This window comes from Bradyrhizobium sp. Ses1, from assembly GCF_059512365.1.
Window position 1 is genome coordinate 13,301 of record NZ_JCAMOQ010000069.1, and the last position, 22,922, is coordinate 36,222.

The following is a 22,922-nucleotide window of genomic DNA, read 5'->3' on the forward strand; positions in this document are numbered from 1 at the left end:
CTCCCCTTGGGCGAAAACGCTGCGCACGTTATCCGATCCGACCGCATCACGATTGAAGCAAGTCTTGAATATTACGCAGAAACACGGCGTGTTGCGCTTCCGCCTCTGACCGATAGGTCTTGTCATCCGAAACCTTCGGCGGCACGCCTCTTGCGCCTGATAGAGTGACGATCCGATAGGCTTTGAATGGCTCGAGTGTCATGATCGCGTAACGGCCAGCGAGCGGCCGCCGATTGAAATAGATCAATAGTCGTTCAAGTGGCTCGCTATGCTGGCCGAGAGGAGAGCATCGATGCTCCTCAATCACCTCCGGCGTGACCAGTGTTTTCAGGAACTTGCGCTGTCTCGTTTCGAACCTGCGCCGGCAGAGTTCGTCCCTGTCATGTATTTGCTGTTGAGTTTCCACGGCTTGGCTCCTCGCCAGTACTGACGGAGTTAAGAAACCACGGCTTCTGGCTTGGCCGGGGCGTGCACACGCTCGAGCACATCGGGCAGAGCGCCAGGTTTTACGAACGCGTTCACAACGTTCGCCAGCAGCCGGGACACGTTATTATCGAAGCCGTTCACGGGCAGTGCTTGCCCAAACGCGATCGAACTGCACGAGAAGACGGCTCCACCGTTTGGCGAAGGAAAATAGGTGATGTCCGCACGGACACGGTAATCGTAGCTACCGGTGATTCCGGGATGCTGATGCAATTGCACCTGGACGTGGGTGATGTAATTGTCGGTGTGTCCGCCGGACGAAGCGATCACCTTGGTGTTGGGAGGCGTTCCCAGTGTGAGGTCGTATCGGTCGAGCTCCACTCCGGCTGCGCCATTGTAAGCAAGCCCGAAATTGCCGATAATCTCGCCCGTAATTCCTTCTGTGATCCAAGAAAGCGAGGGATCATAGCTGTCCGGCATCCGCTCAAACGGTTCGCTTGTGCCGAATCCTTCAGAAACAAAGCCGACGCCCATGAGCTTCTGCGGCGGCCTGCCCAGGCATTTCCAGGGACCTCCCTTTTGCCCGGTGGTCGCCATGTAGTGTTCGCCCGGACGCGCTTCCCATGCCTTCCAGCCATCGCCAAGTTTGCGGCATTCGAGCACCCATGGTTCATCCTGTCGAAACGCCACGTTGCAGTAATATCCATTGGCACCCAGATAAATGTAACGGCCACCTGCTTCGATATAATCTTCGGTCGCGTCCAGCATCCGCTCCGAGTAGTATTCCGGGTGCGTTCCGCTGATGACGCACCTATATGGCTTTAAGGCAGCAACCCCCTCCCGATCCAAGTCCTCATCGGTCAAAACGTCATAGTCGTACTTCTGATGCTCGAGCCAGGCGATCACCGATAGGTCGGCCGGGTACTGCCAGGTGATATCCATGCTCGAGATACGATACTTGGGCCGCATGTTGATCACCGGGCGGTGATACGAGCTGTAGCAGACGCCCTGGCCATCCGCCCAAGAATCGTAACAGCCGTGACCGAACTCTGGGTTCTTGTACATCTCGACGTCGATATCCGCCAGGATCGGCGTCATCCCGGTCATGCCCTGTACAATCGGCGCGTCGAAGCTGAGATGCTCGTTGGCATACGCCAGGTAACTTGCCGTTGGCACAAGAAATGCGATGCGGCCGGTCGGGATCTTCGGGCGAACAAAGAATGGAATGTATTCTTCACCCAGGCCCGTTCCGTCACCGGCTCGCAAGCGCATTGCGTAGGCGCCACTGCGCAAGTCGTCCGGCAGCTTCAGCGCTTTTGTCAGCTGCCACTTGCAATCAATGAGGGCGTCGGAGTGGAATTCGACCCCTCCGTATTCATGCGGCGCCAGGCGAAAGCAATCGTTGCGACCGCTCCAATTCCACCCCGTTTGCGCGCGAACAGGTCGATTGTACCCCTTTGCGTGAAGCTTAAACGGCCCCACGTCAGTGACAATATCGCCGATGCCTTGATCAGTGTAGCCGTGCGTGGTGTCCCAATAGGCGACCATCCCCTCGGGCGGTGGCATCCCGCCGCTCCTGATTCTGTCAAGCTCATCCGTCCCCAGCACGCGCTGGAAGAGCCCGGGCCGATCAATCTTGCCGCAATAGAGTTGTGAGACGAAGTGCCCACGCTTCTCGTGGCAGTCCCGAGATCCGGCCATCAGAAACGGCGTATCTGGCAAGTGTTTTGGACGAAAGCGAAAGACCTCGCAGACACGCGAATTGAGATCGAGTGGCGTGACTTTCCCGAGCACGCTGTTATATCGGTTGACGACGCCCTCCTGATAGAGCGTCGCGCGGCCCGTTGTTGCATCGAGGCTGGCTGCCACAAAGTACCACATGTTCGCCTGGAGCGGCACTTCGGCTTCCAAGTAATCGACTTCGTCGCCTCGACCAACCCAGAACTCTAGCAGCCCGTTTTGCTTGATGCCGAGGCCAAAGCCACAATTCCTGTCGTTGTCCCAACGACCCACCAAGCATTGCCTCAAGCCCACCTGCGGCCAGAGTGGATGGATAAACGCAAAAACAGTGAAGCTTCCCTCTAACGCAAGACGTACGGCGGGATCCTCTACCTCGAGGAAAGATCCCACTTGCGTGTACTGCTTCTGGACGCGCCAGGCACCGTTGACGGAAGAGTCGAGTTCTTGCTCGATGAATCCTGGTCCCGCGGGATGCTGGTCACCATGGATCAGGCGCACCAGTTGCGCCTCGGCCACATCTGTTCCATCTGCATTCACATAGAACTGGATGACATCTCCCGGCTTGACCGAAATCTTGTCCGAATAGCCAAAGAGCTTAACTTGCGCCATCTAGTGTCTCCACATTCAGATCTGTGCCGTCGCTTCAGGATTCCAGCAGATCTTGGACACGCCGCAGAAAGACCCCGTGGTAGGCCTCTGCGGGCGATCTGTAGATCTTGTCCTCGACCACCCGAGGAGCAACGCCCCGGTGGCCCGATAGAGCGACGATCCGGTAGCCATTGATCGACTGAAGCGCTGTGATCGCATATTTGTCGGGTTGTGGCTGGCTCCTGAAGTAGATCAGCAGGCGCTCCAATGCCTCGCTGTGCTGGCCTTGCGGCGCACGCCGATGCTCCTCAATGACCTCTGGCGTCACGAGCGTCTTCAGGAAGTCCCGTTGCATCTTGTCGTAACGGCGACGATAGACTTCGTCGGGGTTATGCGCCTCTGTCGCTTCCTCGGGCAGCATTTCTCCGCCCTTTTCTGCCCGGGTCGAGCGGCGCTCGCTCTTCTTCTTGCTTCTCCAGGTCCTGAACTGCTGCTTGATCCCGAAGAGTCCGTTGCGGAGATAGAGCACGACGAATAACATGATCAGGCCGATGATGATCAGACGTAACGGGCCAAGCGTGATCAGAACCTTGTCGAAGAACACTACAATGAGTGTGCCGACAACTGCGCCTTCCGCTCTGCCGATGCCGCCGATGACGAGCATCGCCAATCCGAGCAATACGGTATCGAAGTTGAATATCGAGAACGCCACGCCGCTAAAATTGGCTGAGTAGAAGCCTCCGATAAAGCCGAGCGCAACGGAGGAGATCAGGAAGACATGCACGCGCGCCTGACGAAAGTTGACACCGGTTGCTTCAGCGAACGCCTCCCGCTTTTCCGGGGCCATTCTCAATATGCGCCCCAGCCGACGGCCGTTCACGAACCGATAAAGCAGCAGGGCCAGAATCATCAGCGCAAGACACGCGTAGTAGGCGATTTGCAGCTGCCCAGCCTGGGACCAATCTTGCGGTATGTACGTCGGAGCACCATAGAGCCCGCCCGTCGCGGCGCCGAATTCCTTGGACGTGACAAAATACACCCGGCACAGTTCGTTCAGACCAAGAGTGAGCAGCGCGTAATAGAAGCCATCCAATCGCGTTGCTGGAAGTGCAATAATTCCGCCGAAAATTAATCCGACAACAGCCCCCACGGGCGGCAGTAACCACCAGGGTAGGCCGAGCTGGATGGACAGGTATGCCGTAAAGAACGCAGCAGTACCAACCACAGCATAAGTGGCCAGGGAGAAAATCCCAGCGGTCCCGATCACCAGCATCCAGCACAGATTGATGGCAGCATAGATACCGAATGTCGCACCAGCGGTGAGCAACGTATTTTGGAGCTGCGCAGGCGCAAGCAACGGAAGAAGAGCAAGCGCAATGAGGCCCATCACCCACCAGATCGGGCGCTTGTCGACGATGGTCTTCTCGCGGCGCAAGCTCTTAACATTATACTCGCTGCGAATGCGAAGTACCCGTCGGCGCGTCGGCCAGTAACGCGACCGATTCCAGACAGCACTTCCGTGCCCGGGCCATTTGTAGTAGTAGCGCAGCCGGCCCACGGGAAGCAGCCTGGTCTTCGACACGCGCGTGCTTTCCCAGATCTCCTGATGGCTGCGGAACGGAACAGTCGGCAACTCCTCGACTTCCTGCGTCGGGTCCCACGTGAACCGAGGATTGCGCCATTTGGCCTTGCTTAGATTGCCTGCGGTCATTGACTAAGCCTCCCTCGCCCTGTCGAGGATGCCGGCGATACCGCGCGGGCGGACCAGCAGAATGGCGATGATCAAGAGAAATTGGGTGATCAGGACGTAACGCCCGCCGATCGAAACGGTCGTCACTGCCTCGTTGAGGCCCAGCACGAGGGCGGCAAGCACGGCACCCTGGACGCTTCCAAGCCCACCGCATAGCGCGATGCTCACTGCCTTGATCATCGCCGTCAGACCGCCGAACGGCGAGATGTAGTAGGTTTGCGAGAGCAGAACCGCAGCAAGCCCGGCCAGGCCTCCAGTAATCGCCATCACATAGAATGAGGTTCGCCGAACGCCGATACCGACAATGGAGGCCGCATGCGGGTTCATCATCATGGCGCGGATTTCCAGTCCACGGCGGCTTGATCGCATCCATCGCAGCACCGCAACAAGCATCAAGACAGACGCAAGGACATTTCCGACCTTGTCGGCTGTCAGCACCATCCCCGAGAACGACAGCTTCCAACTGCCAAAGATCTCCGGCAGGCTCTTCGAGCGCGGACCGAACCACCACAACAGGGCCTGGGTGCCAATCAGATTGATCGCGAGCGTTGCGATCAGCCCACGGGTCGTGAAGTTCGGTTTGTCGTGAATTGGAATGAAGGCAAGCCCGCAGACGATGACCCCGCCCAAGGCGCCCGAGAGAATCCCGGCCGCAAGGACCGCCGGCCCTAGAGTTGAAACGTGCTGGGCAAACAACCAGGCGCCATAACCTGCGAAGGCGAAGATGAATCCATACGAAAGATTCAATAGCCCGAGACTGGACCAGGTGATCGAAACGCCGATCGCCAGCGTGCCGTAGATGCTGGCGAGGACGATCGTATTGCTAATAATGAACCAGAGATCCATGTTTTCATGCCTTGCCGTATTCGTGCAGCATCAGGGCTGCTGATGCCTCGCCCTTGAGCTTGCCGACATGCATTCCGATGATGCGATCCACTCGTCCTTCCAATAGCGCGACATTCTGCTCCGCGATGACCATGGCGGAGGTACCGAGATCGATATCCATGAGCGCGTCGATCACGCCTTTGCCAATTTTCGGCGCGAGTCCCAGCGATGGTTCATCCACGAGAAGCAGCGAGGCCTCCGCCATGAGACCGCGGCCGATCGAAACCATGCGGCGTTCACCGCCGGAAAGACGGCCGACCGGCACGTGCATGAGTTTCCGCAACGGCGGGAATATCTCGAGAATGCGATCCTTGCGCTCAGACCGCTCGCGCCAGGCGCGTGGCGTGAATGCACCGGAATCGAGATGCTCCTCCACAGTCAGGCCGTGAAAGATCTCGTCTCCTTGCGGAATGAGGGCTAGCCCCGCGCGCACGATCTGGTGGGTGTACCGGCCGGGCCCTTGGCTGCGGGTGCGCCCTACCTCTACTCCATTCAGCTTGATCGATCCGCGTTGCCAACCCGTGAGCCCTGCAATCGCGTAGAACAGGGTCGACTTTCCGTGACCATTGAGGCCGACGATGCCGATACGTTCTCCAGAGCTGACGATCAGGTCAAGATCGTGGATGACCCTCATGGGACCATATCCGGCCGACAGACCGGAGACGTTCAGCACCTCACGCCGTGGCACTGACGCATGCGCCGCTCGCGTCAACTGCGGCTGAACCAGATTCATGTCAAGCTGCCTCGTCTACGTTTTCGAAATAGGCCGCGTGCACCTTCGGATCTGAAAGCACATCTTTCATCAGACCCTCAGAGATGACCTCGCCGGCGTCCATCACCATGACGCGATCGGCGATCGTGGCCAGGAGCTCAATGCGGTGCTCCACGATGATGATGGCAATGTTCATCTCTTTGGAGAGTAAGCGGAGCAGAAAGTCGATTTCGTCGACCTCGGAATTAATCAGGCCGGCCGCCGGCTCATCCATCAGCAATAGCGACGGACGACGCATCAACAGACACGCCAAGAGCAGCTTGCGGCGATTAAGTGTTTCCAGCTGCGTAGCCGGCGTGTCCTCGTCCACTTTCAGGTTAACAAGCTCGGCGCCGTACTCTGCATCGAACTTGGTCAGGTAAGGTCGAAACGCCTGTCGTGCGGCCTTGAAGGTTTCGCCTACTGTCAGCTCGTCTGGAATGACCGGCGTCTGGTAGGTTCGGCCGATTCCGAGCCTTGCGCGTGCGTGCAGCGGCACGGCCGTGACATCTTCGCCCTGGAATGTCACCGCTCCACTTTTGGGCGCCATGCGTCCGGACAACACCTCGAACAGACTCGTCTTGCCTGCACCGTTGGGGCCGATGATTCCGAGCACCTCACCTACTCCGAGGCCAAGGCTGATGTTGCGGAGAATTTCGCGGCCGCCGAGGTCGAGATGAATACCAGTGCAGGAAAACAGGGCCTGGGGCGGAATTCCGCCCCGCTGAACGCCTGGGTTTGCGCGCCTCAACATCAGACCCACCAAGGAGCAGGCTGAAGCTTCGCCTCGGAGACCTCGTTGGGGAAAATGAGCTTGTGCTCTACGTTCTGGACCTGGAAGTAGAGTTGAGCGATCCCCTTCTCGAATTCGGAAGTCTGGATCTCGTCACCATGGTTGTTCGGGAAGTGTACGCCTTCTTGATATGGGTTGCCCGTATTCAGATAGCCGCAAACCCCACGCAGCGGATTGGCGCGAATCCAATCGCAGACTTCCTTGAATTTGCGGGGATCACCGACTGCTTCCCACGCCTTCTTTAGGTAGTAGGTGTGGTCATATGAGATTCCCGGATAGGCAAGTCCCATAATTCCGGGGAACCGCTTCTTGTATTTTTGAGCGAACTCGCGCCCTCTCTCGTCGGCATAAAGGCCCATCGTCGTCGACCACGCAAACCCGTTCGCCGCATTGCCCGCCAGCGTCAAAAACTCGGGCTGTGAAGGGCCGTACTGCAGATAGACCAGCGAGTTCGGAACGGGGTCGGCAACGAACTGTTTACAGAACGCAGCATATTCGGCGGCGACCCAATGATCGACCATGATCGCCGCGGCACCCACCTCCTTCATCTCCCGAATGACTGGAGCCCAATCTTGAACTGGATATTGGATGTCGGTGATCCGAGCGACCTCGAATTTTCCTTGGCCCTTGATCGCTTCCTGCGCCGCCTTGGAAATCGTTTGGCAATAAGCGACCTGCTCCTGGATGATGTGAACCTTCCGGTTCTTCGGCTTCCAGACTCCGCGCCTCTCCTCGTGCTCCAACCAGAGTGGAAAAGTCCAGCCGTAGTTGACCTCGGATGGGGCGGTCTGGAACACGTGGCTGTATTTGCTCGGATTCTTCTTGACCGCTTCGGCACCGGCGCGCTGGGCATTTCCATAAAGCAGGGGGCACTTGTACTTGGCCGACGCATCAATTGCCGGGATCGGCACCAGAGTGAATGCAAAGGAAACCGCATCTACATTGGCATCGACGCATGCAGCGATGGCTTGCTTGCTGCTCTCCGGTGAGAGCACATCGATGTCGACCGTAAATAGCTTCAGCTCGCGACCAAGAATTCCTCCCGCCGCATTGATCTCTTCCATGGCCAGGGTCGTCCCCTGAACAAAATCGAGATGGTCGGCGACACCTGCGGCCGACGTTTGCGCCGCCGGAACGCCAAGAACGATGGGCTTGCCACTAAAGGCGAAAGACCGTGCAATCCACGGCATTGCGATAGATGCACTGAGCCCTGCAGTCACTGCCCGCCTGGTCAACTTTAAAGTCATCTGAACACCCTCCTCCTGTAGTTCGCGACATCGGCAAGACCCGGGCTGCACCTACCGATCACAAAACCGTATCTGCGATTTTCATTTCCTGCAAGTCATTTTTACTTCATGCAACTGTAATAGAACCGAGCCCTGGGGTTTCGCGGCGGCAACCGGCCGTTCGCCAGTACCAGCATCGCCTTCAGCGTCATCAGAGCGTCGGACGCAGAATTGCACCGTCGCCGACGGCGCTTCACGCCAACTTAGGTCCGAAGTGCCGATCGCCTTGTCTATTAGATCCCAGCGATCAGCCGGCCGGCTGCGGCCAAACGTGTGCTTGCTCAACCCGCCGCTGGTAATCGCAGGCCTTAAGCTGAGCGCAATCGCTCGGTCTGTCTTGGCTTTGAGCAGTGCGGGTAAAGTCCGTGTTGCCTCCAAATATTCGTTGCCAAGTTGCGAGATTGGGAATGTCATGAAGCCCTCGCGCGGTGCTCTGACAGGTGATCGAGGGCGCTTTGGAGCCGGCCCACCCAGTTGCGGTCACCTTCTCGGCGAGCTCTGAAACGATCGACGCAATTCTTGGAGCAAAGGGGCGTTCGCCACGAGCAGTATCGGATGAGACCAAATCTGCCATCACAGACTGCACATCGGGTGGCTTTGCCATGCTTCAGATGTTCGGAGCAGTGGGACATTGCTGCCTCCTCTTTCCTTTATCGTAGCTGTTCGTTCGATCATCCTTTTACTGTCGCACTTGATGAAGCTGTGCGCTGCGTGCTAACGAAAGAGCGAGCTCTCCGAATGCGGTCCCCTGCACTTCGAAATCAAGTGCTGCGATCACCAAGCTTCGGATGCGCAAGACCTTGCTTCAATACGTCAGTTGACCGATTTTGCGGATGTCAGCGAGCGGCGCGCGGCTGATCAGGTGCCGAAGAACTTGGCAGGGTTTGATGCGGCAGCTCTCAAAGGGGCGTTCAACTTCCTATAGCCACCACTTTGCGAGCCGACTGCCCGTTGCCAATCATGAACAGCGCCCCTCATCGAGTCCGGCCTCATTCATGTCACCGAACGGGTGAATAGCCAGTGCCATCGGGTCTGATCTGTCGTAAATTGGCCAAGAAACGAGCAGCTTGGAGCCGTTCTATCCCAATAAAGCGGCACGACATTCGCTCAAGAAACACTAGCATGACCCGAACACTCCCGGCTGGCTCCTTCCGGAACAAACCTTAAGGAGAGGAGCAGTGAGCGCAGGATTTGCAAGTTCGGTGATTGTCCCCTGGCAGGCGACATCGCTCGATGGGGGGGCGGAACTGATCGATAAGGCATCGGAGGTCACGCGCCTTCTTCGCGACCTGGTGCGGTGCTCTGCTTTCACCCTTAGCGCGTGGGATCCACTGTCACAGAGCCATCGACATCAGGCACTCGCCAGTGATGGCTACTCCGATTCAGTACTCGCCCATATCAATGATGAGTTCGTAAGAGAAAACCCAGCATTTGCAATCGCGCATCGGGACGATCCGCGCGCGCTACGCTGGCGTGACTGTGAGCGCGATTGGAATCTTTGGTTTCCAGAAACACTATCCGCACGTGAGCATCTCATCCCTTCGGGCTTTAAGGAAGGCGCGACAATGTGTTTGCGGCTGCCCGAGGGGCGTTACGTCGGAGCGTTTCATCTGAGCTGGACCTCTTCGGCCGCAGCAACCGATGAGCGCAGAGAAATTATCCAACGGTTCCGCCCCATTTTGGCGGAGCTATGCGATCAGCTGCGTACGCCGCGCCTTCTGGCCGAAGGCGTGGCGCCCAATTCTTTTGCGCTCGTCATATCCTCGAGTGGCGCAGCGTTTGACCTTCTATCGCGCGCACCGGGCCCACATCTAGGTGAAGGGGGCGCCCTGCGCCGACTGCTGCTGGAAAAGCTCAGGCCTTGGACGCCCCGGCGATTCGTATGGGCCGATGAGGGTAGCCTTTGCCACCGCGTCGCAATCATACCTTGCCAGCGCAATATGGTGTTAGTTACGGAAGAGCTAATTCCGTGGCCATATGATCTCTCGCTCAGAGAAATCCAGGTCTTGCATCTGGTTGCAACCGGAGCCTCCAATCCGCAGATTGCGGAGCAGTTGTTCGTATCACCGCGCACCGTCTCAACTCACATCGAGCATATCCTTGCGAAGATGGGCTGTGTCTCGCGGGCACAGCTCGCCGGCCGGGCCATGTCCGAGGGGCTTTTGCTCGCCGAGACACCTTGCAAACGCGCTCACGGCCGCGACGTCTGGTAGACAGCTCTTCGATCTCCAAAGAGAGCAGAGGCTAAGCGCCCGGTATCCAACTTGTTCCCGCCAGCGGAAGCCGTGTCATGGCCGCGGCCTCGACGGTCAGGGCCACAAGGTCTTCCGGCTCCAGATTGTGCAGCCGGCTCTTGCCGCACGCACGCGCGATCGTTTGCGCTTCGAGAGTAATGACCTTGAGGTAGTTCGCAAGCCTACGGCCAGCGAGCACCGGATCGAGTCGCGCTGCGAGAACGGCATCTTGGGTGGTGATCCCTGCCGGATCTTTGCCCTCGTGCCAATCATCATAGCAGCCCGCGGTGGTCCCCAACGCACGGTATTCGTCCTCATAGCGGGGGTCGTTGTCACCAAGCGCAATCAACGCCGCAGTCCCAATCGCCACCGCGTCCGCCCCAAGGGCAAGAGCCTTAGCGACATCGGCGCCGCTGCGAACTCCGCCCGAGACGATCAATTGCACCTTTCGATGCTGACCTAGGTCCTGCAATGACTGCACCGCGCTGCGGATCGCAGCTAGAATCGGTATTCCGACATGCTCGATGAAGACATCTTGCGTCGCGGCGGTACCACCCTGCATTCCGTCGAGGACGACGACGTCTGCCCCGGCTTTCACAGCGAGGGCAACGTCGTAATACGGCCTGCTTGCACCGATTTTTAGATAGATCGGCTTTTCCCAGCCGGTCAGTTCGCGCAGCTCGAGTATCTTGATTTCCAGATCATCTGCCCCAGTCCAGTCCGGATGGCGGCAAGCGGATCTTTGATCTATTCCCATTGGGAGCGACCGCATTCTTGCGACGCGATCGGAAATCTTCTGCCCAAGCAGCATGCCACCACCCCCGGGTTTGGCACCCTGCCCTACGACGATCTCGATCGCATCCGCTTTGCGCAGATCGTCCGGGTTCATGCCGTATCTAGACGGCAGATATTGGTACACGAGCGTCTTGGATTGCCCCCGCTCCTCCGGCGTCATGCCTCCGTCGCCCGTTGTCGTAGACGTGCCCGCCAGACTTGCTCCTCTGCCGAGCGCCTCCTTTGCCTGGGCCGACAGGGCGCCAAAGCTCATCCCTGCGATGGTGACCGGAATCGCGAGCTGAATTGGCTTCTTGGCGAAACGCGCGCCAAGGACCACACTGGTGTCACAGCGCTCGCGGTAGCCCTCCAGGGGATAGCGCGACATTGATGCACCCAGGAACAGAAGATCATCGAAATGCGGCACCTTCCGCTTGGTGCCGCCACCGCGAATATCGTAAATACCTGTCGCGGCGGCGCGCCGTATTTCTGCAATCGCATATGCGTCAAAAGTGGCGGACGGGCGCGGTGGAGTATACCCCCACGTTCTCTCGATCGCGTTCATCAATAAGCCCCGGCATTGTCGATGTGGAAGTTATAGAGCTTGCGGGCAGATCCATAGCGTCGGAATTCCGACACATCGATCTTGTGAGCCTCTCCAGCCTGCTTGAGGAGCGCGAAGAGCTCGGCGCGATGCTCGTCCTTCAGCTCCTTTTCGATGCAATCCGCGCCAAGACTCTCCACTTTGCCGCGAACGTAGATGCGGGCCTCGTAAACTGAGTCGCCTAAAGCGTCCCCGGCATCGCCAAAGGCAACCAAGCGCCCGGTTTGCCCCATAAAGCCCGACAAATGTCCGATGTGGCCCTTCACGACGATGTCCACGCCCTTCATGGAAATGCCACAGCGGGCGCTCGCATTTCCCTCGATCAATAGAAGGCCGCCATGCGCGGTCGCGCCAGCACACTGGCTGGCATCGCCTTTCACGTGGATCAGGCCGGACATCATGTTCTCACCGGCGCCCTGGCCGGCATTTCCGTCGACGACAATGCTGGCCCACTTGTTCATACCGCCACAATAATAGCCCACGTGGCCTGCGATCTCGACATCCACAGGCGCATCGATGCCGACCGCAATCGCGTGCGCTCCATTCGGGTTCAGGACCCGAAAGGATGCTTCGTCCGTATTCGTACTCCTGCCGAGCGCCTGCAATATCGCGTTGAGATCACGAAGCGGCATCGTCAGAAGATCAATCTGGCGAATGAAATTAGACGAGCGGAGCTGATTGAGATCGCGTTCTGACCATGTGCTGATGTCGATCTGATTCATCCCTAGTGCTCCCAGAAGTAAGGTGTTGCGGGCTTCGGTTCGAACACCCGCGCGCTTTTGATCCCTGGCAGGGATGTCAGGCTCCGATACTCGGATGCGAACGCAACATAGTCATCGTTTTCGGCCATCACAGCAGGCTTGCAAGCGATTGGATCGCGCAACACGCCGAACCCGGTCTTTGTGCCAACAACAAAAGTGAAGAACCCATCGAGGTCGCTTAGGCTTGACTGTAGAGCCTCTTCGAGCGTTCTCCCGCGCTTCAACTCGCGCGTTAGGTAGCCGGCGGCCACTTCGGTGTCGTTCTGCGTCTGCGGGACGATACCGTCGCGCTGAAGCTCACGCCGAAGAGATGCATGATTGGAGAGCGAGCCGTTGTGGACCAGGCATTGGTCGGGTCCGGTCGAAAACGGGTGAGCGCCCGTCGTGGTCACTGCGGACTCGGTCGCCATGCGGGTGTGGGCGATGCCATGCGTGCCAGAAACAGAGGCAATATCAAACGCGCGTGCGACCTCGTCAGGATAGCCGACCTCCTTGTAGATCTCGAGATTGAACCCCTCGCTGACAATCCGAACATCCTCAGCATTCTCAAGTAGCCAATCGCGGCAGAGGCTCACGTGCTCCGTTGGCACGGTCAAAACGGCATGCGTGTACCGGCTTGTCACCGAAACCGGAGCGCCTACTGATCGTGAGAGCATGACTGCGAGTGCTTCGAAGTCCGACCTTCCCCCTACAGAGATCAGGGTAAGTTTTGTCATTCCCGGCTCATCTGCCGTGTAGAGCGCAAAACCGGCCGAATCGGGCCCCCGGCTACACAAGGTCGAGGTCATTGACGCAAGCAACTCGCCGAGTTGCGGCTGAAGTCGGGTTCCTTTGATGAATAGGCCTGCAATTCCACACATCATGCTCTCCGGCACAGGTGAGATCAGAAGAAGCTGAGATATCTTTCTACTTCCCAATCGGACACGTGGCGGTGGTATTCCAGCCACTCCGACCTCTTCAGCGACACGAACTCTTTAATGACCGGCTCACCGAGAGCGCCGGCAAACAATCGATTGGCCTCGAGGGCATCGAGTGCTTCGCTGAGCGTCTGCGGCAGCAGATCTACGCCCATCTCCTTGATTGCTTCCAGTGAGAGACCATAGAAGTTGACGTTTCTGGGCGCCCCAGGGTCGAGCTCACGTTCAATGCCATCAAGACCCGCGGCAATGAGCGCAGCAGTTGCGAGGTACGGATTCATGCTGCTGTCGCCAGTGCGAATCTCAAGCCTGCCGTAGGGTATCCGCGCCATCGCGGTGCGATTATTGTCGCCATAGGCGATAAAGGCTGGAGCCCATGTCGCGCCGGACACGGTGCGACCAACGACAAGACGCTTGTAGGAGTTCACGGTCGGCGCCAGGATCGCCGTTAGCGCCTTCGCATGCGCCAGCACGCCGCCTAAGAAATGATATGCGAGCCTGCTCAAGCCCATTCCGTTCGGGTCTGCGTCCTCATGAAAGAGATTGCGCCCGCCCCCATCCGATATCGAGCAATGGATGTGCATGCCACTGCCGGTCGAGTTGCTGCGCGGCTTGGGCATGAAGGAGCAGATCGCACCGAGATCATGCGCGATTTCTGAGGCTGCCATCTTGAAGAAGACAACCTGGTCTGCCGTCTTCAGCGCATCGGCGTATTTGAAGTTGATCTCATACTGTCCGTTCGCGTCCTCATGATCGATTTGATAGACGTCAATCCCGACGGCCTGTAGACATTCCGTCACGCGCTCAAGGAAGCTTCGCCCACGCATGAGGCCGCGGTAATCATATGCGGGCTTGACGAGCGTATCGGTGCCATCAAATGGCGACAGCCTCCCGTCCGCCTCGCGTCGCAGCAAAATGAACTCAGGCTCGAGGCCTGTATTGAATGTCCAGCCGCGCTCAGCAAGTCGCGCGACCTGCTTCTTCAGAACGTTACGCGTGTCGATTGGATGCGCCGCCCCCTTCACAGTACCGACGCCCATCATGCGCGCATATCCCGGCGCCCATGGGGTCACCATCAACGTATCGAGCTCGCAAACCACCATGTATTCGGCTTGATGGGGAAGCATGCCAAGCCCCCACGCGCCCCCACCAGCAAAACCGGCGCCTTCCGTCAAAACACCTTCTAGGTGTTGCACTGGAACGGCTTTGCTCTTTGCGACCCCATGTAGATCGACGAATTGCGCGAGTACGTACCGGACACCCGCCTGCATCAGGAAAGCTTGAGCCTCAGCTAGGTCTAGCTGCTTGGGGGTAGCAAGGCTTCCTGGTGCCATTGCGCCAGTCCACGCGTTCGGCAGATGCATTTGGACTTCTCCTTTGATCGGCTCCTCGCCATGTTGCACTAGGTCTGACGAGTTGCCCATGCCGGCAGCGACGCTTGTATTGATGTCTTGCATTTCCTGCAAGTCATTTTTATCATATGCAAGTCGCCGAAAAAGGATGTCAGGTGTCACGCTCCGTCAAGATCGCCAATGCCGAAGATGAGCCGATAGGAATTCGCCTATGGGAGCTCGCGGAAGGCTGGGCAAAGTACTGGTCAACGCCGGCGATCCCATTCTGGTGGCGCGCGGCGCCCCCGATCACCGGGCCTTGGGCAACCCCCGCTAAGAAAGCCGACGTTGTCGTCATTGGAGCGGGCTTCACTGGACTTTCTGCCGCTTTGATCCTCGCTCGCGCGGGACGGCACGTTGTGGTCGTTGACGCTGGCGCGCCCGGCTTTGGTGCGAGCACTCGCAACGGCGGCCAGGTTGGCAGCGGAAATCAGAAGTTTCGGGTGAAGACTCTCATCCAAATGAAAGGCGAACGAAAAGCCGTCGAGCTGCTTCGTGAAGGAATCGAGATGCTCGACGGGATCGAAGCTCTGATCCGAAAAGAGAATATCGACTGCTCATTTACGCGCTGCGGGCGCTTCCGTGGCGCGATGCGTCCAGAGCATTACGATAATATGGCCCGCGACATGGAGGATCTGAAGCGTTACGTTGGCGTCGAATCCTGCATGATCAGCCGAAACGAGCAACACAAGGAGATCGGCTCGGATCTGTTTCACGGCGGATCGCTACTACCGAACGACGCGAGCCTTCATCCGGGCAAGTACCATGCGGGTCTGCTTAACCGCGTCATCGAAGCTGGTGCTATGGTTCATGGTCATGCGCCCGTACTCGGGATCACGACCGGACGTGCTGAACATACGCTACACTTCGATGGTTTTCAGATTAAGGCCAGAGACATCCTGGTTTCGACGAACGGCTACACCAAAAACGTCGGCAGATTCTTTCGAAAGCGGATCGTTCCAATCCGCTCGGCGCAACTGACTACCGAGCCGATTCCAGAGCAGATTTTTAGCCAGTTGATGCCAAGAAGGCGCGTGTACGGTAACACCAACCGTGTGTTCTTCTATTTCCGCCCGGCACCAAGCGAGAATCGACTGATATGGGGCGGACGCGCAAACCATTTCGCTGGCGATTCCGCCCTCGCCGCGTACTCCCATCTCGCGCGCGATGTACTGCGGACGTTTCCGGTGTTGAGAGATGTGAAGATTTCCTACGCCTGGAGCGGTCTTATTGGTTACACATTTGATGAGTTTCCGCACTTGGGTCGAACCCCCGATGGGATCCATTACGCAATGGGATATTGCGGAACCGGGGTTTCTCGCTCCACGCATTTTGGGCGACGGATTGCGCTCCAGATGCTCGGAAAGGCGGAAGGTCGATCGGCATTTGATGAGCTGACCTTTCCGAGCCATGTTTTGCACGCCTTCGCGAAACCTGCGGTACCCGTGGTTGAAGCATGGTACCGCGCCCGCGACGTTGCAGGATTTTGACGGAGGTGAAATGGCCACATGCAGGGCGAACATGCGGAGGTCGGGGCACGACGCTCAGCACTTACCGCGTCGGGCCTCGCCAATCTTTGGGCATTTGCCTGGTCTCGCGGGGCTCTCAGCGATCGCGGCACAATCGGTCGATTGACGTATTGAAGGAACAATTTGAGCAACCGAAGCTCGGCACTCTGCCCATACGCCGGGACCGTGTCGGACGAGGACACGCTTTGCGTAGCTCGCATCGCGGGGTGGTGAGAAGGACGATCGCTCTCCGAGTGGTCGGAAAGCAGAAGATCGAACTAGATCGCACTAGCATGGACAAGGCTTCGTCGCCGGGTTTTCCAGCTTCGTCATACAAGCTCGGATCCGTCGGTACCGCTGTGATGTCACATGACTCTGAGGGAAGTGAAATGGCTACTCACGCGAGAACACAACAGGACCGAAAAAACATATCCTCAGGTGGAGCATACGAGGGTGTTTTTGGGTATTCGCGAGCTGTGGCGAAGCATGGCCAAGTTCACGTATCCGGCACATGCGCTCCAGCCGACTTCGAAGGGCGCAGCGCTTATGAACAGGCAAAAGCCGCTTTAACGACAATCTCGGTCGCGCTTAAGGCAGCGGGCGCGGAGCTCACCGATGTCGTCCGGACCGTGGTGTACGTTCGCGATATTGCCGATGCGGACGAAGTGGCAAGGGCCCATTTGGAAACATTCGGCTCCATTCGGCCAGCTTCAACCCTTGTACAAGTCACCTCGATGTTGCGTCCTTGGCAACTCGTCGAAATCGAAGCGTATGCCTTGGTGGGGTGAGATGCGACTTATCTGATCCGGCGCTGATCAGATGTCCGAACAGGCAGCCAGGAGTACCCGAGGAGGAGACCGATGAGCGAGAAGCAGAATCCGTACGAGATCGGCCTGGACAGAAATCAAGCCAACTACGTGCCGTTAACTCCGCTAAGCTTTTTATGCCGCACAGCAGCTGTGTACCCGGATCTCCGCAGCCTCGTTTACAAGCATCGCACCTTCACATGGGCTCAGACCTATAGCCGTTGCCGACGATTTGCTTCCTATCTCTCCGCGTGCGGCATCGGTGAAGGCGACACGGTGGCCGCCATGCTCCCAAACGTGCCGGAGATGGTTGAGATTCACTTCGCCGTGCCAATGGTGGGAGCGGTGCTGAACACGCTCAATGTTCGGCTGGATCCGCCCTCCATTGCCTTTCAGCTCGATCACGGGAGCGCGAAAGTCATTCTAGTTGATCCGGAATTCTCCGGTGTCATCGCCGAAGCCATCAAGTTGATGAAGGGGTCGAAGCCGTACGTCATCGACGTCGAAGATGCGGCATACAGTAGTGGCGGTCCAATCGGGCAAATCGATTACGAATCTGCCTTGGCGCTGGGCGATCCTGCGTTCGTCCCCCGCTATCGTGACGATGAATGGAACGCAATTGCGCTCAGCTACACCTCAGGCACCACAGGCGATCCAAAGGGCGTCGTCACCCATCATCGTGGCGCCTATCTCAATGAGGTCAGCAATATCCTGGCGGCCAATCTCGGCCAGCACCCGGTTTACCTGTGGACACTGCCAATGTTTCACTGCAACGGCTGGTGCTTTCCATGGGCTATTGCCGCGGCAGCTGGAATTAACGTCTGTTTACGTAAAGTCGAGCCGACCAAGATTTTCGCTCTGATAGAGCAGCACGGAGTGACCCACATCTGCGGAGCTCCGATCGTCTATAACATGCTAATCAATGCGCCAGACGCTCCTACTGGCCACCTTAAGCGGAGCATCATAGGGTTAATCGGAGGCTCGGCTCCACCAATTCCCGTGATCGAGGGCACACAAAAGATCGGCATCAACTTGACACATATTTACGGCCTCACCGAGGTCTTTGGGCCTTCCTCGATTTGCGCCGAGCAACCAGGTTGGGATGAATTGCTGCTCGAAGAACGCGCAATGCTAAAGCGCCGACAGGGTGTGCAATATCCATTGCAGGAAAGTGTCACGGTGCTCGACCCCGAAACCATGCGCCAGGTGCCGCAAGACGGTGAGACCATGGGTGAGGTGATGATCCGTGGCAATGTTGTGATGAAGGGCTATTTGAAGAACGAGAAGGCTACGAAGCAAGCTTTCGCAGGCGGCTGGTTTCACACAGGTGACCTTGGGGTGCTCGACAAGGATGGCTACGTGATCATTAAGGACCGCTACAAGGATATCATTATCTCAGGCGGCGAGAACGTCTCATCCGTCGAAGTCGAGGATGTGATCTACAAGCACCCCGCCGTGTTACTTGCGGCTGTGGTGGCAAAGCCAGACCCGAAATGGGGCGAGGTACCTTGCGCCTTTGTCGAACTGAAGAATGGCGCCACCGTTACCGAGGCGGAAATCATTGGCTTCTGCCGGGCGCACATATCTGGATTTAAGGCTCCGAAGGCTGTTGTATTCGGCTCGCTTCCCAAGACCTCCACCGGCAAGATTCAGAAATTCGTGCTGCGCGACCGGGTTGGGTCGGCGATGGCGATTTCTGCTTAGTCCGCTTGACCTGAGCTTGTGATTCGCACGCTGTGCCGAGCTAAGTATACCTGGCAAATGTCGGCAGCGCGCTGTTGGGCGCTCCTCCCTCCACTGCCCGGAGCTTCAACGAGCTCCGGGGTCTTTCCGATGCTGAAGGTCATTTAGACAAAAACTTACATGAGAGACCAGGTTCACCTCCGATGACGTTCTCCAAGTAGCCCTGACTAGTCAGCCGGACCATCCTTGAAGCCAATGCTGCCCTTTGGATCTTGCTTAACTCAAAATCACCTGAGCCACGGAAACGCTTGCCGGACTAAAAAATGGGCCCCGAAGACGAAGGAGTACCCCTTAACGCGATCCGGGCATTCGTGATGATCGCCCGCGAAAGAAGCGTAACGCGCGCGGCCAATGCCTTGGGAACGACACAGAGCTCGGTCAGCCGCTACCTAGCCGTGCTGGAAGAGTATCTGGGCACAAACCTGATGGAGCGGCGCGGTGGGCGGAGCGGATTGACAGAGTTCGGACGGCTCTTTGCGGACACGGTCGCCGAACCGCTGGATACGGTGTGCTTCACTGCCAAGAGGATGCGCCGCCGCCCCCCTCCGGAAGGTAATCGGATTGTGGTGCGCACTTCGCTTCCGACCTTCGCCTACTCGCTTCTGATTCCGAACCTCCAGGCGTTCTCCGCTGAGATGGGCGGGGTAACCGTGGACGTGATTAGTTCACTATCCCTGCCGACATCCTCCGACGATTTCGACGTTTTGATTACACGCGACCTATCCGTAATCGAGCCGGCCGACAATTGGGAACTCTACAACGAGCAACTCGTATGCGTGGGCTCTCCGAATCACGTCAATGGCAAAGGCCTGTCGGTTGTTCGCTCGCTGCCGATTCTGAACATCACGTCCCGGCCCGACATACTGCCCACATGGCTAAGGGCGATGAAACTGAGCTCAAAAGACATAAAGTCGGGAGCGCGATATGATCACAACTACCTTGCCCTGCCGGCGGTCATGACCGGACGATGCCTTCTGGTGGCACCCGAAATCATTCTCCGCGATCTGGTGCGTGGGGGCGTTCTGCATGTGATACCAGGATCGCGTACTCCTAGCGGCATGCAGTATCGGGCCTATGCGGTCGACCGCAGTGATAACCCCGAGCTCTCACGTGCCTTCTGTCGGTGGGTAGCTCGCCTTTGCAAGAAAGCACTGATACCGGCAACCGTTTAAGATCGCATCAGCTTATCGAAAGCGCACACCCTAGCTAAACTACCATGGCAGCAATCCTCGGTTCGTTGTTGAGGTGGGCCACACAGAATGCCGCAAACTCGCCCGACGCCAAGCTCACGTCCGGCGCCACCGCCACAACGAGCCCAGGCACGTCTTCGCGCGTATGGTCAAGCGACCGCTGGTCCACATTAAGGCGGTGCTTAGCCTTCTCTGGGTGATCCCGCCATCTGGAAGGGAAGCTCGCCTACATTGTAGAGGGCCGCTGAGCTTTGAATGAGCAGAGTGAAAGCAGTTGCGAGCGGTTGTCCTATTGCGCCGTTGGCGCTGACTGCACAGGAGCCGACGTATTCGGAGCGGCGACTGCGTCCCATCGTGTCACCTGTTCCTATTATCATTCTGCGTATATCATGACCGTGATGAACTGGATGTGATCGTCTAACAGCTTTTCCGGGCCATGAAGAACATTGGCACAGAATGTGTATGCATCACCCGGCTCGATGAGAAAGGTTCTGTCTTCAAGACGATATTGCATTCTACCCCTCAGCATATAAATGAATTCTGTTCCGGGATGCCGAAACCGCGCGTAGCTTTCGCCCTGCTTGTCTATATCGATGAGGAAGGGTTCGAAAACCTTCCGTGCTCCCCTTTGACACGAGAGCAAACGATAGCTGTGCCCGTACTTGGTACCTGAGCGGACGACCTCCATTTGATCAGAGGCCTTGATGAGTCGAGCCTCGCCCGTCCTTTGCTCAACCTCACTGAAAAAGGTCGAGAGGTCCGTACCTAACCTCGCGCAGATACGTTCAAGCAGCACAATGGTGACCGCCGATTGCCCCGTTTCGAAACGACTGAGCATCGGGACTGAAATACATGTTGCCTGTGCAACATCGCCAAGCGTAAGTCCGCGCGCGAGCCGAGCACGTCGAATGGCAGCGCCCATTCTCTCATCGATCGGCGCCCTTGCGGTCGCCGCAGCGGCACTCGGAAGCCGCTCCGGCATGCGTGCTTTCCTAAGCTTACTTCGGCGCTTGTGATCCGCTCGCTTGACCTTACCCAACGCGGCGTCCTCCGAGATATGCTCGTACAAGATATGACCCGGTTTTGCGTCTAACGACGGTCGTTTGTCGCCATTGCTTCTTCCGCTTGATCCGCAACCATACTGGCAGTGCTCCGCCTAGATGATCGCGTCGACGACGTTCGCCAGAACGCGCAGCCACGTTATCAATTTCTTGTCGGCAGTGCTTAGCCGAAGGTGACGGATCCGATCGATGAGACCGCACCAATGTTGGCCTGGTAAGCAGCGCCGGATTCTGCGGCGAACTGACAAGGCCGAAACGCCTGGCGCGCGCGTTTGAGGGTTTAGCCGACACTCACCTCGTCTGGGACCACCGAACGTTCGGCCGATACCAAGCCTAGCGCGGGCATGCAACGGCAAAGTCGCGACATCCTCTGCCCGGACTACCTCTGCTCCGCTGTTAGGCATCATGCGTCGGAGAGACCGCAATCAGGCTCGTTGCCTGGGTTGTTAAGTTCGATAACTCTGAAGCACCTCACCTACTCCGATGCTAGGGCTAAGCGCGCCATGCGCAGCCACCACGAACGTCAGCCTCTTCGAGACTCACCCTTCTGGTCGTCATCGCTTCGATTAGCGCATCGAGCTGGCGTCTGGTCGTTCCCGGCATAACGACCAGGTGGCTGACATCCTGAGTCGCAATCTGCCACTTGGTCTTGATGCTTTCTTCGACAGGAGGAAAGACGACAGTCAGCGCATTGGGATTACGCCACGCACTCACGCCACGGGCATTCAGCTGTTCGGCTGCGTAGGCCGCGAGCTGCTCACATTGATGGAAGGAGCGCTTGATCCCTTCGATACCCAGACTACGGATCGCATACCAGAGGACGATCGGCGTATACGCGTTGCGCGATCCGCTCAACGCGGGATCCGAGGTGCCGATATAATCGATCGCGCGCATTATGCGCTCTACATGCTGCTTGCGCGTGAGAACCACACCACAAGGTATCGGCGAGCCGAGGAATTTGTGTCCGCTGACGGTGATGGAATCGGCTCTATCGTCGAAATCGAACGCCGGTTTTGGCGTCAAGAAGGGCGCGTACGGTCCGCACAGCGCCGCGTCGCAATGGATATGAACGTCGTTGATCCCGATGTCTCGAAGCACAGCGCGGATTCGTCGTGCATCGTCCTTGCCCTCTTTCATTGTGGTGCCGATATTGGCGACCACAACGGCCGGGCGATGTCGCGCGCCGGCCGCCTGCTGCCACAGATCGTCATAGCTCATTTCGCCATTTGGCTCGGAACGCACGACACGGTATTCGAGCCCAAGCAGATGAACCCCTTTGCTCACACTGTAATGAGTGTCTTGCGAAAAGTACGCGACGCCGTTCGGATACCGCTCTCGGCCCAGATACAACCCATAGATGTTTCCCTCTGTCCCTCCGTTGGTGATATAGCCCCAAAACTCGTCCGACCGTGCCCGAAACAACCGCGCAAAGAATTCGATGACTTCGCATTCGAAGGTGCGCGAGCTGACGCGATAGGTCGCCGATTTGAATGGATCTCCGATGTTGTTGGCCGTCAGCTTCAGGAAGCGCCACAACGGTTCGTAGTTGAATCCCTTCGCAAACGGATAGCCGAGAAAACACGCGTTTGCCTCCTCCATCGACTGGAACAAATCGTCGAGCCGTTCGCGATCATGGAGGTCTAGCCCGTATTTCTCACACGACCAATTGCTCTGCGACGGGGATAGGATGATCTGGCGAAGGCGATGAGGAGCCGTG

General features: G+C 57.7%; 19 protein-coding genes. 5 read left to right on the forward strand and 14 right to left on the reverse strand.

Annotated elements, in window-relative coordinates; genetic code table 11:
- Nucleotides 1–46: 46 nt before the first annotated feature.
- The 8 genes from AC5ZG5_RS41485 to AC5ZG5_RS41520 all read right to left on the reverse strand — a co-directional run bounded on the left by AC5ZG5_RS41485 (nucleotide 47) and on the right by AC5ZG5_RS41520 (nucleotide 8,630).
- Nucleotides 47–406: a N,N-dimethylformamidase alpha subunit family protein gene (locus tag AC5ZG5_RS41485; protein WP_456646511.1), complete on the reverse strand. Its 360-nt coding sequence runs from the start codon at nucleotides 404–406 to the stop codon at nucleotides 47–49.
- A 29-nt stretch (nucleotides 407–435) separates the two neighbouring features.
- Nucleotides 436–2,772, reverse strand: coding sequence for a N,N-dimethylformamidase beta subunit family domain-containing protein (locus AC5ZG5_RS41490; RefSeq protein WP_456646510.1), 2,337 nt, complete (start codon nucleotides 2,770–2,772; stop codon nucleotides 436–438).
- A 34-nt stretch (nucleotides 2,773–2,806) separates the two neighbouring features.
- Nucleotides 2,807–4,462, reverse strand: a complete 1,656-nt coding sequence (locus AC5ZG5_RS41495; protein ID WP_456646509.1) for a branched-chain amino acid ABC transporter permease — start codon at nucleotides 4,460–4,462, stop codon at nucleotides 2,807–2,809.
- A gap of 3 nt (nucleotides 4,463–4,465) precedes the next feature.
- Nucleotides 4,466–5,347, reverse strand: coding sequence for a branched-chain amino acid ABC transporter permease (locus tag AC5ZG5_RS41500; RefSeq protein ID WP_456646508.1), 882 nt, complete (start codon nucleotides 5,345–5,347; stop codon nucleotides 4,466–4,468).
- A gap of 4 nt (nucleotides 5,348–5,351) precedes the next feature.
- Complete coding sequence (locus AC5ZG5_RS41505; protein ID WP_456646507.1) at nucleotides 5,352–6,119, reverse strand: ABC transporter ATP-binding protein; 768 nt, start codon at nucleotides 6,117–6,119, stop codon at nucleotides 5,352–5,354.
- A 1-nt stretch (nucleotide 6,120) separates the two neighbouring features.
- Nucleotides 6,121–6,891 (reverse strand): ABC transporter ATP-binding protein, encoded by a 771-nt coding sequence (locus tag AC5ZG5_RS41510; RefSeq protein ID WP_456646506.1) that lies wholly within the window; start codon nucleotides 6,889–6,891, stop codon nucleotides 6,121–6,123.
- Nucleotides 6,891–8,177 carry an ABC transporter substrate-binding protein gene (locus AC5ZG5_RS41515; RefSeq protein WP_456646505.1) on the reverse strand — a complete coding sequence of 429 codons (1,287 nt, stop codon included), beginning with the start codon at nucleotides 8,175–8,177 and terminating at the stop codon, nucleotides 6,891–6,893. Before AC5ZG5_RS41515 ends, AC5ZG5_RS41510 begins: the two co-directional genes overlap by 1 nt.
- 81 nt (nucleotides 8,178–8,258) lie before the next feature.
- Nucleotides 8,259–8,630, reverse strand: a complete 372-nt coding sequence (locus AC5ZG5_RS41520; RefSeq protein WP_456646504.1) for a hypothetical protein — start codon at nucleotides 8,628–8,630, stop codon at nucleotides 8,259–8,261.
- A 764-nt stretch (nucleotides 8,631–9,394) separates the two neighbouring features.
- Between AC5ZG5_RS41520 and AC5ZG5_RS41525 the strand changes: the two genes are divergently transcribed.
- The gene (locus AC5ZG5_RS41525) at nucleotides 9,395–10,429 is read left to right on the forward strand and encodes a helix-turn-helix transcriptional regulator (RefSeq protein WP_456646503.1); all 1,035 of its coding nucleotides are present in this window, start codon (nucleotides 9,395–9,397) and stop codon (nucleotides 10,427–10,429) included.
- A 31-nt stretch (nucleotides 10,430–10,460) separates the two neighbouring features.
- Here the strand turns inward: AC5ZG5_RS41525 and AC5ZG5_RS41530 are convergent, their stop codons facing one another.
- The 4 genes from AC5ZG5_RS41530 to glnT form a co-directional block, all read right to left on the reverse strand.
- Entirely contained in the window at nucleotides 10,461–11,789 is a 1,329-nt protein-coding gene (locus tag AC5ZG5_RS41530) for an FMN-binding glutamate synthase family protein (RefSeq protein ID WP_456646502.1), read from the reverse strand.
- Complete coding sequence (locus tag AC5ZG5_RS41535; protein WP_456646517.1) at nucleotides 11,789–12,484, reverse strand: GltB/FmdC/FwdC-like GXGXG domain-containing protein; 696 nt, start codon at nucleotides 12,482–12,484, stop codon at nucleotides 11,789–11,791. The genes AC5ZG5_RS41530 and AC5ZG5_RS41535 overlap by 1 nt, the downstream gene beginning before the upstream one ends.
- 68 nt (nucleotides 12,485–12,552) lie before the next feature.
- Nucleotides 12,553–13,449, reverse strand: coding sequence for a class II glutamine amidotransferase (locus AC5ZG5_RS41540; protein WP_456646501.1), 897 nt, complete (start codon nucleotides 13,447–13,449; stop codon nucleotides 12,553–12,555).
- Between the two features lie 23 nt (nucleotides 13,450–13,472).
- Nucleotides 13,473–14,963, reverse strand: coding sequence for a type III glutamate--ammonia ligase (glnT, locus tag AC5ZG5_RS41545; protein WP_456646516.1), 1,491 nt, complete (start codon nucleotides 14,961–14,963; stop codon nucleotides 13,473–13,475).
- Between the two features lie 50 nt (nucleotides 14,964–15,013).
- On the opposite strand from glnT, the gene AC5ZG5_RS41550 reads away from it, so the two are divergent.
- From AC5ZG5_RS41550 to AC5ZG5_RS41565, 4 genes are all read left to right on the forward strand, one after another.
- Nucleotides 15,014–16,387, forward strand: a complete 1,374-nt coding sequence (locus tag AC5ZG5_RS41550) for an NAD(P)/FAD-dependent oxidoreductase (protein WP_456646500.1) — start codon at nucleotides 15,014–15,016, stop codon at nucleotides 16,385–16,387.
- A 311-nt stretch (nucleotides 16,388–16,698) separates the two neighbouring features.
- Nucleotides 16,699–17,193 carry a Rid family hydrolase gene (locus tag AC5ZG5_RS41555; protein ID WP_456646499.1) on the forward strand — a complete coding sequence of 165 codons (495 nt, stop codon included), beginning with the start codon at nucleotides 16,699–16,701 and terminating at the stop codon, nucleotides 17,191–17,193.
- 72 nt (nucleotides 17,194–17,265) lie between these two features.
- Nucleotides 17,266–18,915, forward strand: coding sequence for an acyl-CoA synthetase (locus AC5ZG5_RS41560; RefSeq protein ID WP_456646498.1), 1,650 nt, complete (start codon nucleotides 17,266–17,268; stop codon nucleotides 18,913–18,915).
- A gap of 302 nt (nucleotides 18,916–19,217) precedes the next feature.
- Entirely contained in the window at nucleotides 19,218–20,126 is a 909-nt protein-coding gene (locus tag AC5ZG5_RS41565) for a LysR family transcriptional regulator (protein ID WP_456646497.1), read from the forward strand.
- A 391-nt stretch (nucleotides 20,127–20,517) separates the two neighbouring features.
- Here AC5ZG5_RS41565 and AC5ZG5_RS41570 read toward each other — a convergent pair whose 3' ends face one another.
- Both AC5ZG5_RS41570 and AC5ZG5_RS41575 read right to left on the reverse strand, forming a co-directional pair.
- Nucleotides 20,518–21,126: a helix-turn-helix domain-containing protein gene (locus AC5ZG5_RS41570; RefSeq protein WP_456646496.1), complete on the reverse strand. Its 609-nt coding sequence runs from the start codon at nucleotides 21,124–21,126 to the stop codon at nucleotides 20,518–20,520.
- Nucleotides 21,127–21,697: 571 nt separating this feature from the next.
- Nucleotides 21,698–22,804 (reverse strand): histidine decarboxylase, encoded by a 1,107-nt coding sequence (locus tag AC5ZG5_RS41575; RefSeq protein WP_456646515.1) that lies wholly within the window; start codon nucleotides 22,802–22,804, stop codon nucleotides 21,698–21,700.
- Between the last annotated feature and the right edge of the window lie 118 nt (nucleotides 22,805–22,922).

What these genes read in the sequence shown, in the direction of transcription:
- AC5ZG5_RS41490 (WP_456646510.1), bottom strand. Translation starts at nt 2,772, where the DNA reads ATGGCGCAAGTTAAGCTCTTTGGCTATTCGGACAAGATTTCGGTCAAG.
- AC5ZG5_RS41495 (WP_456646509.1), bottom strand. Translation starts at nt 4,462, where the DNA reads ATGACCGCAGGCAATCTAAGCAAGGCCAAATGGCGCAATCCTCGGTTC.
- AC5ZG5_RS41500 (WP_456646508.1), bottom strand. Translation starts at nt 5,347, where the DNA reads ATGGATCTCTGGTTCATTATTAGCAATACGATCGTCCTCGCCAGCATC.
- AC5ZG5_RS41505 (WP_456646507.1), bottom strand. Translation starts at nt 6,119, where the DNA reads ATGAATCTGGTTCAGCCGCAGTTGACGCGAGCGGCGCATGCGTCAGTG.
- AC5ZG5_RS41510 (WP_456646506.1), bottom strand. Translation starts at nt 6,891, where the DNA reads ATGTTGAGGCGCGCAAACCCAGGCGTTCAGCGGGGCGGAATTCCGCCC.
- AC5ZG5_RS41515 (WP_456646505.1), bottom strand. Translation starts at nt 8,177, where the DNA reads ATGACTTTAAAGTTGACCAGGCGGGCAGTGACTGCAGGGCTCAGTGCA.
- AC5ZG5_RS41520 (WP_456646504.1), bottom strand. Translation starts at nt 8,630, where the DNA reads ATGACATTCCCAATCTCGCAACTTGGCAACGAATATTTGGAGGCAACA.
- AC5ZG5_RS41530 (WP_456646502.1), bottom strand. Translation starts at nt 11,789, where the DNA reads ATGAACGCGATCGAGAGAACGTGGGGGTATACTCCACCGCGCCCGTCC.
- AC5ZG5_RS41540 (WP_456646501.1), bottom strand. Translation starts at nt 13,449, where the DNA reads ATGTGTGGAATTGCAGGCCTATTCATCAAAGGAACCCGACTTCAGCCG.
- glnT (WP_456646516.1), bottom strand. Translation starts at nt 14,963, where the DNA reads ATGCAAGACATCAATACAAGCGTCGCTGCCGGCATGGGCAACTCGTCA.
- AC5ZG5_RS41555 (WP_456646499.1), top strand. Translation starts at nt 16,699, where the DNA reads ATGGACAAGGCTTCGTCGCCGGGTTTTCCAGCTTCGTCATACAAGCTC.
- AC5ZG5_RS41560 (WP_456646498.1), top strand. Translation starts at nt 17,266, where the DNA reads ATGAGCGAGAAGCAGAATCCGTACGAGATCGGCCTGGACAGAAATCAA.
- AC5ZG5_RS41565 (WP_456646497.1), top strand. Translation starts at nt 19,218, where the DNA reads ATGGGCCCCGAAGACGAAGGAGTACCCCTTAACGCGATCCGGGCATTC.
- AC5ZG5_RS41570 (WP_456646496.1), bottom strand. Translation starts at nt 21,126, where the DNA reads ATGCCGGAGCGGCTTCCGAGTGCCGCTGCGGCGACCGCAAGGGCGCCG.
- AC5ZG5_RS41575 (WP_456646515.1), bottom strand. Translation starts at nt 22,804, where the DNA reads ATGGAGGAGGCAAACGCGTGTTTTCTCGGCTATCCGTTTGCGAAGGGA.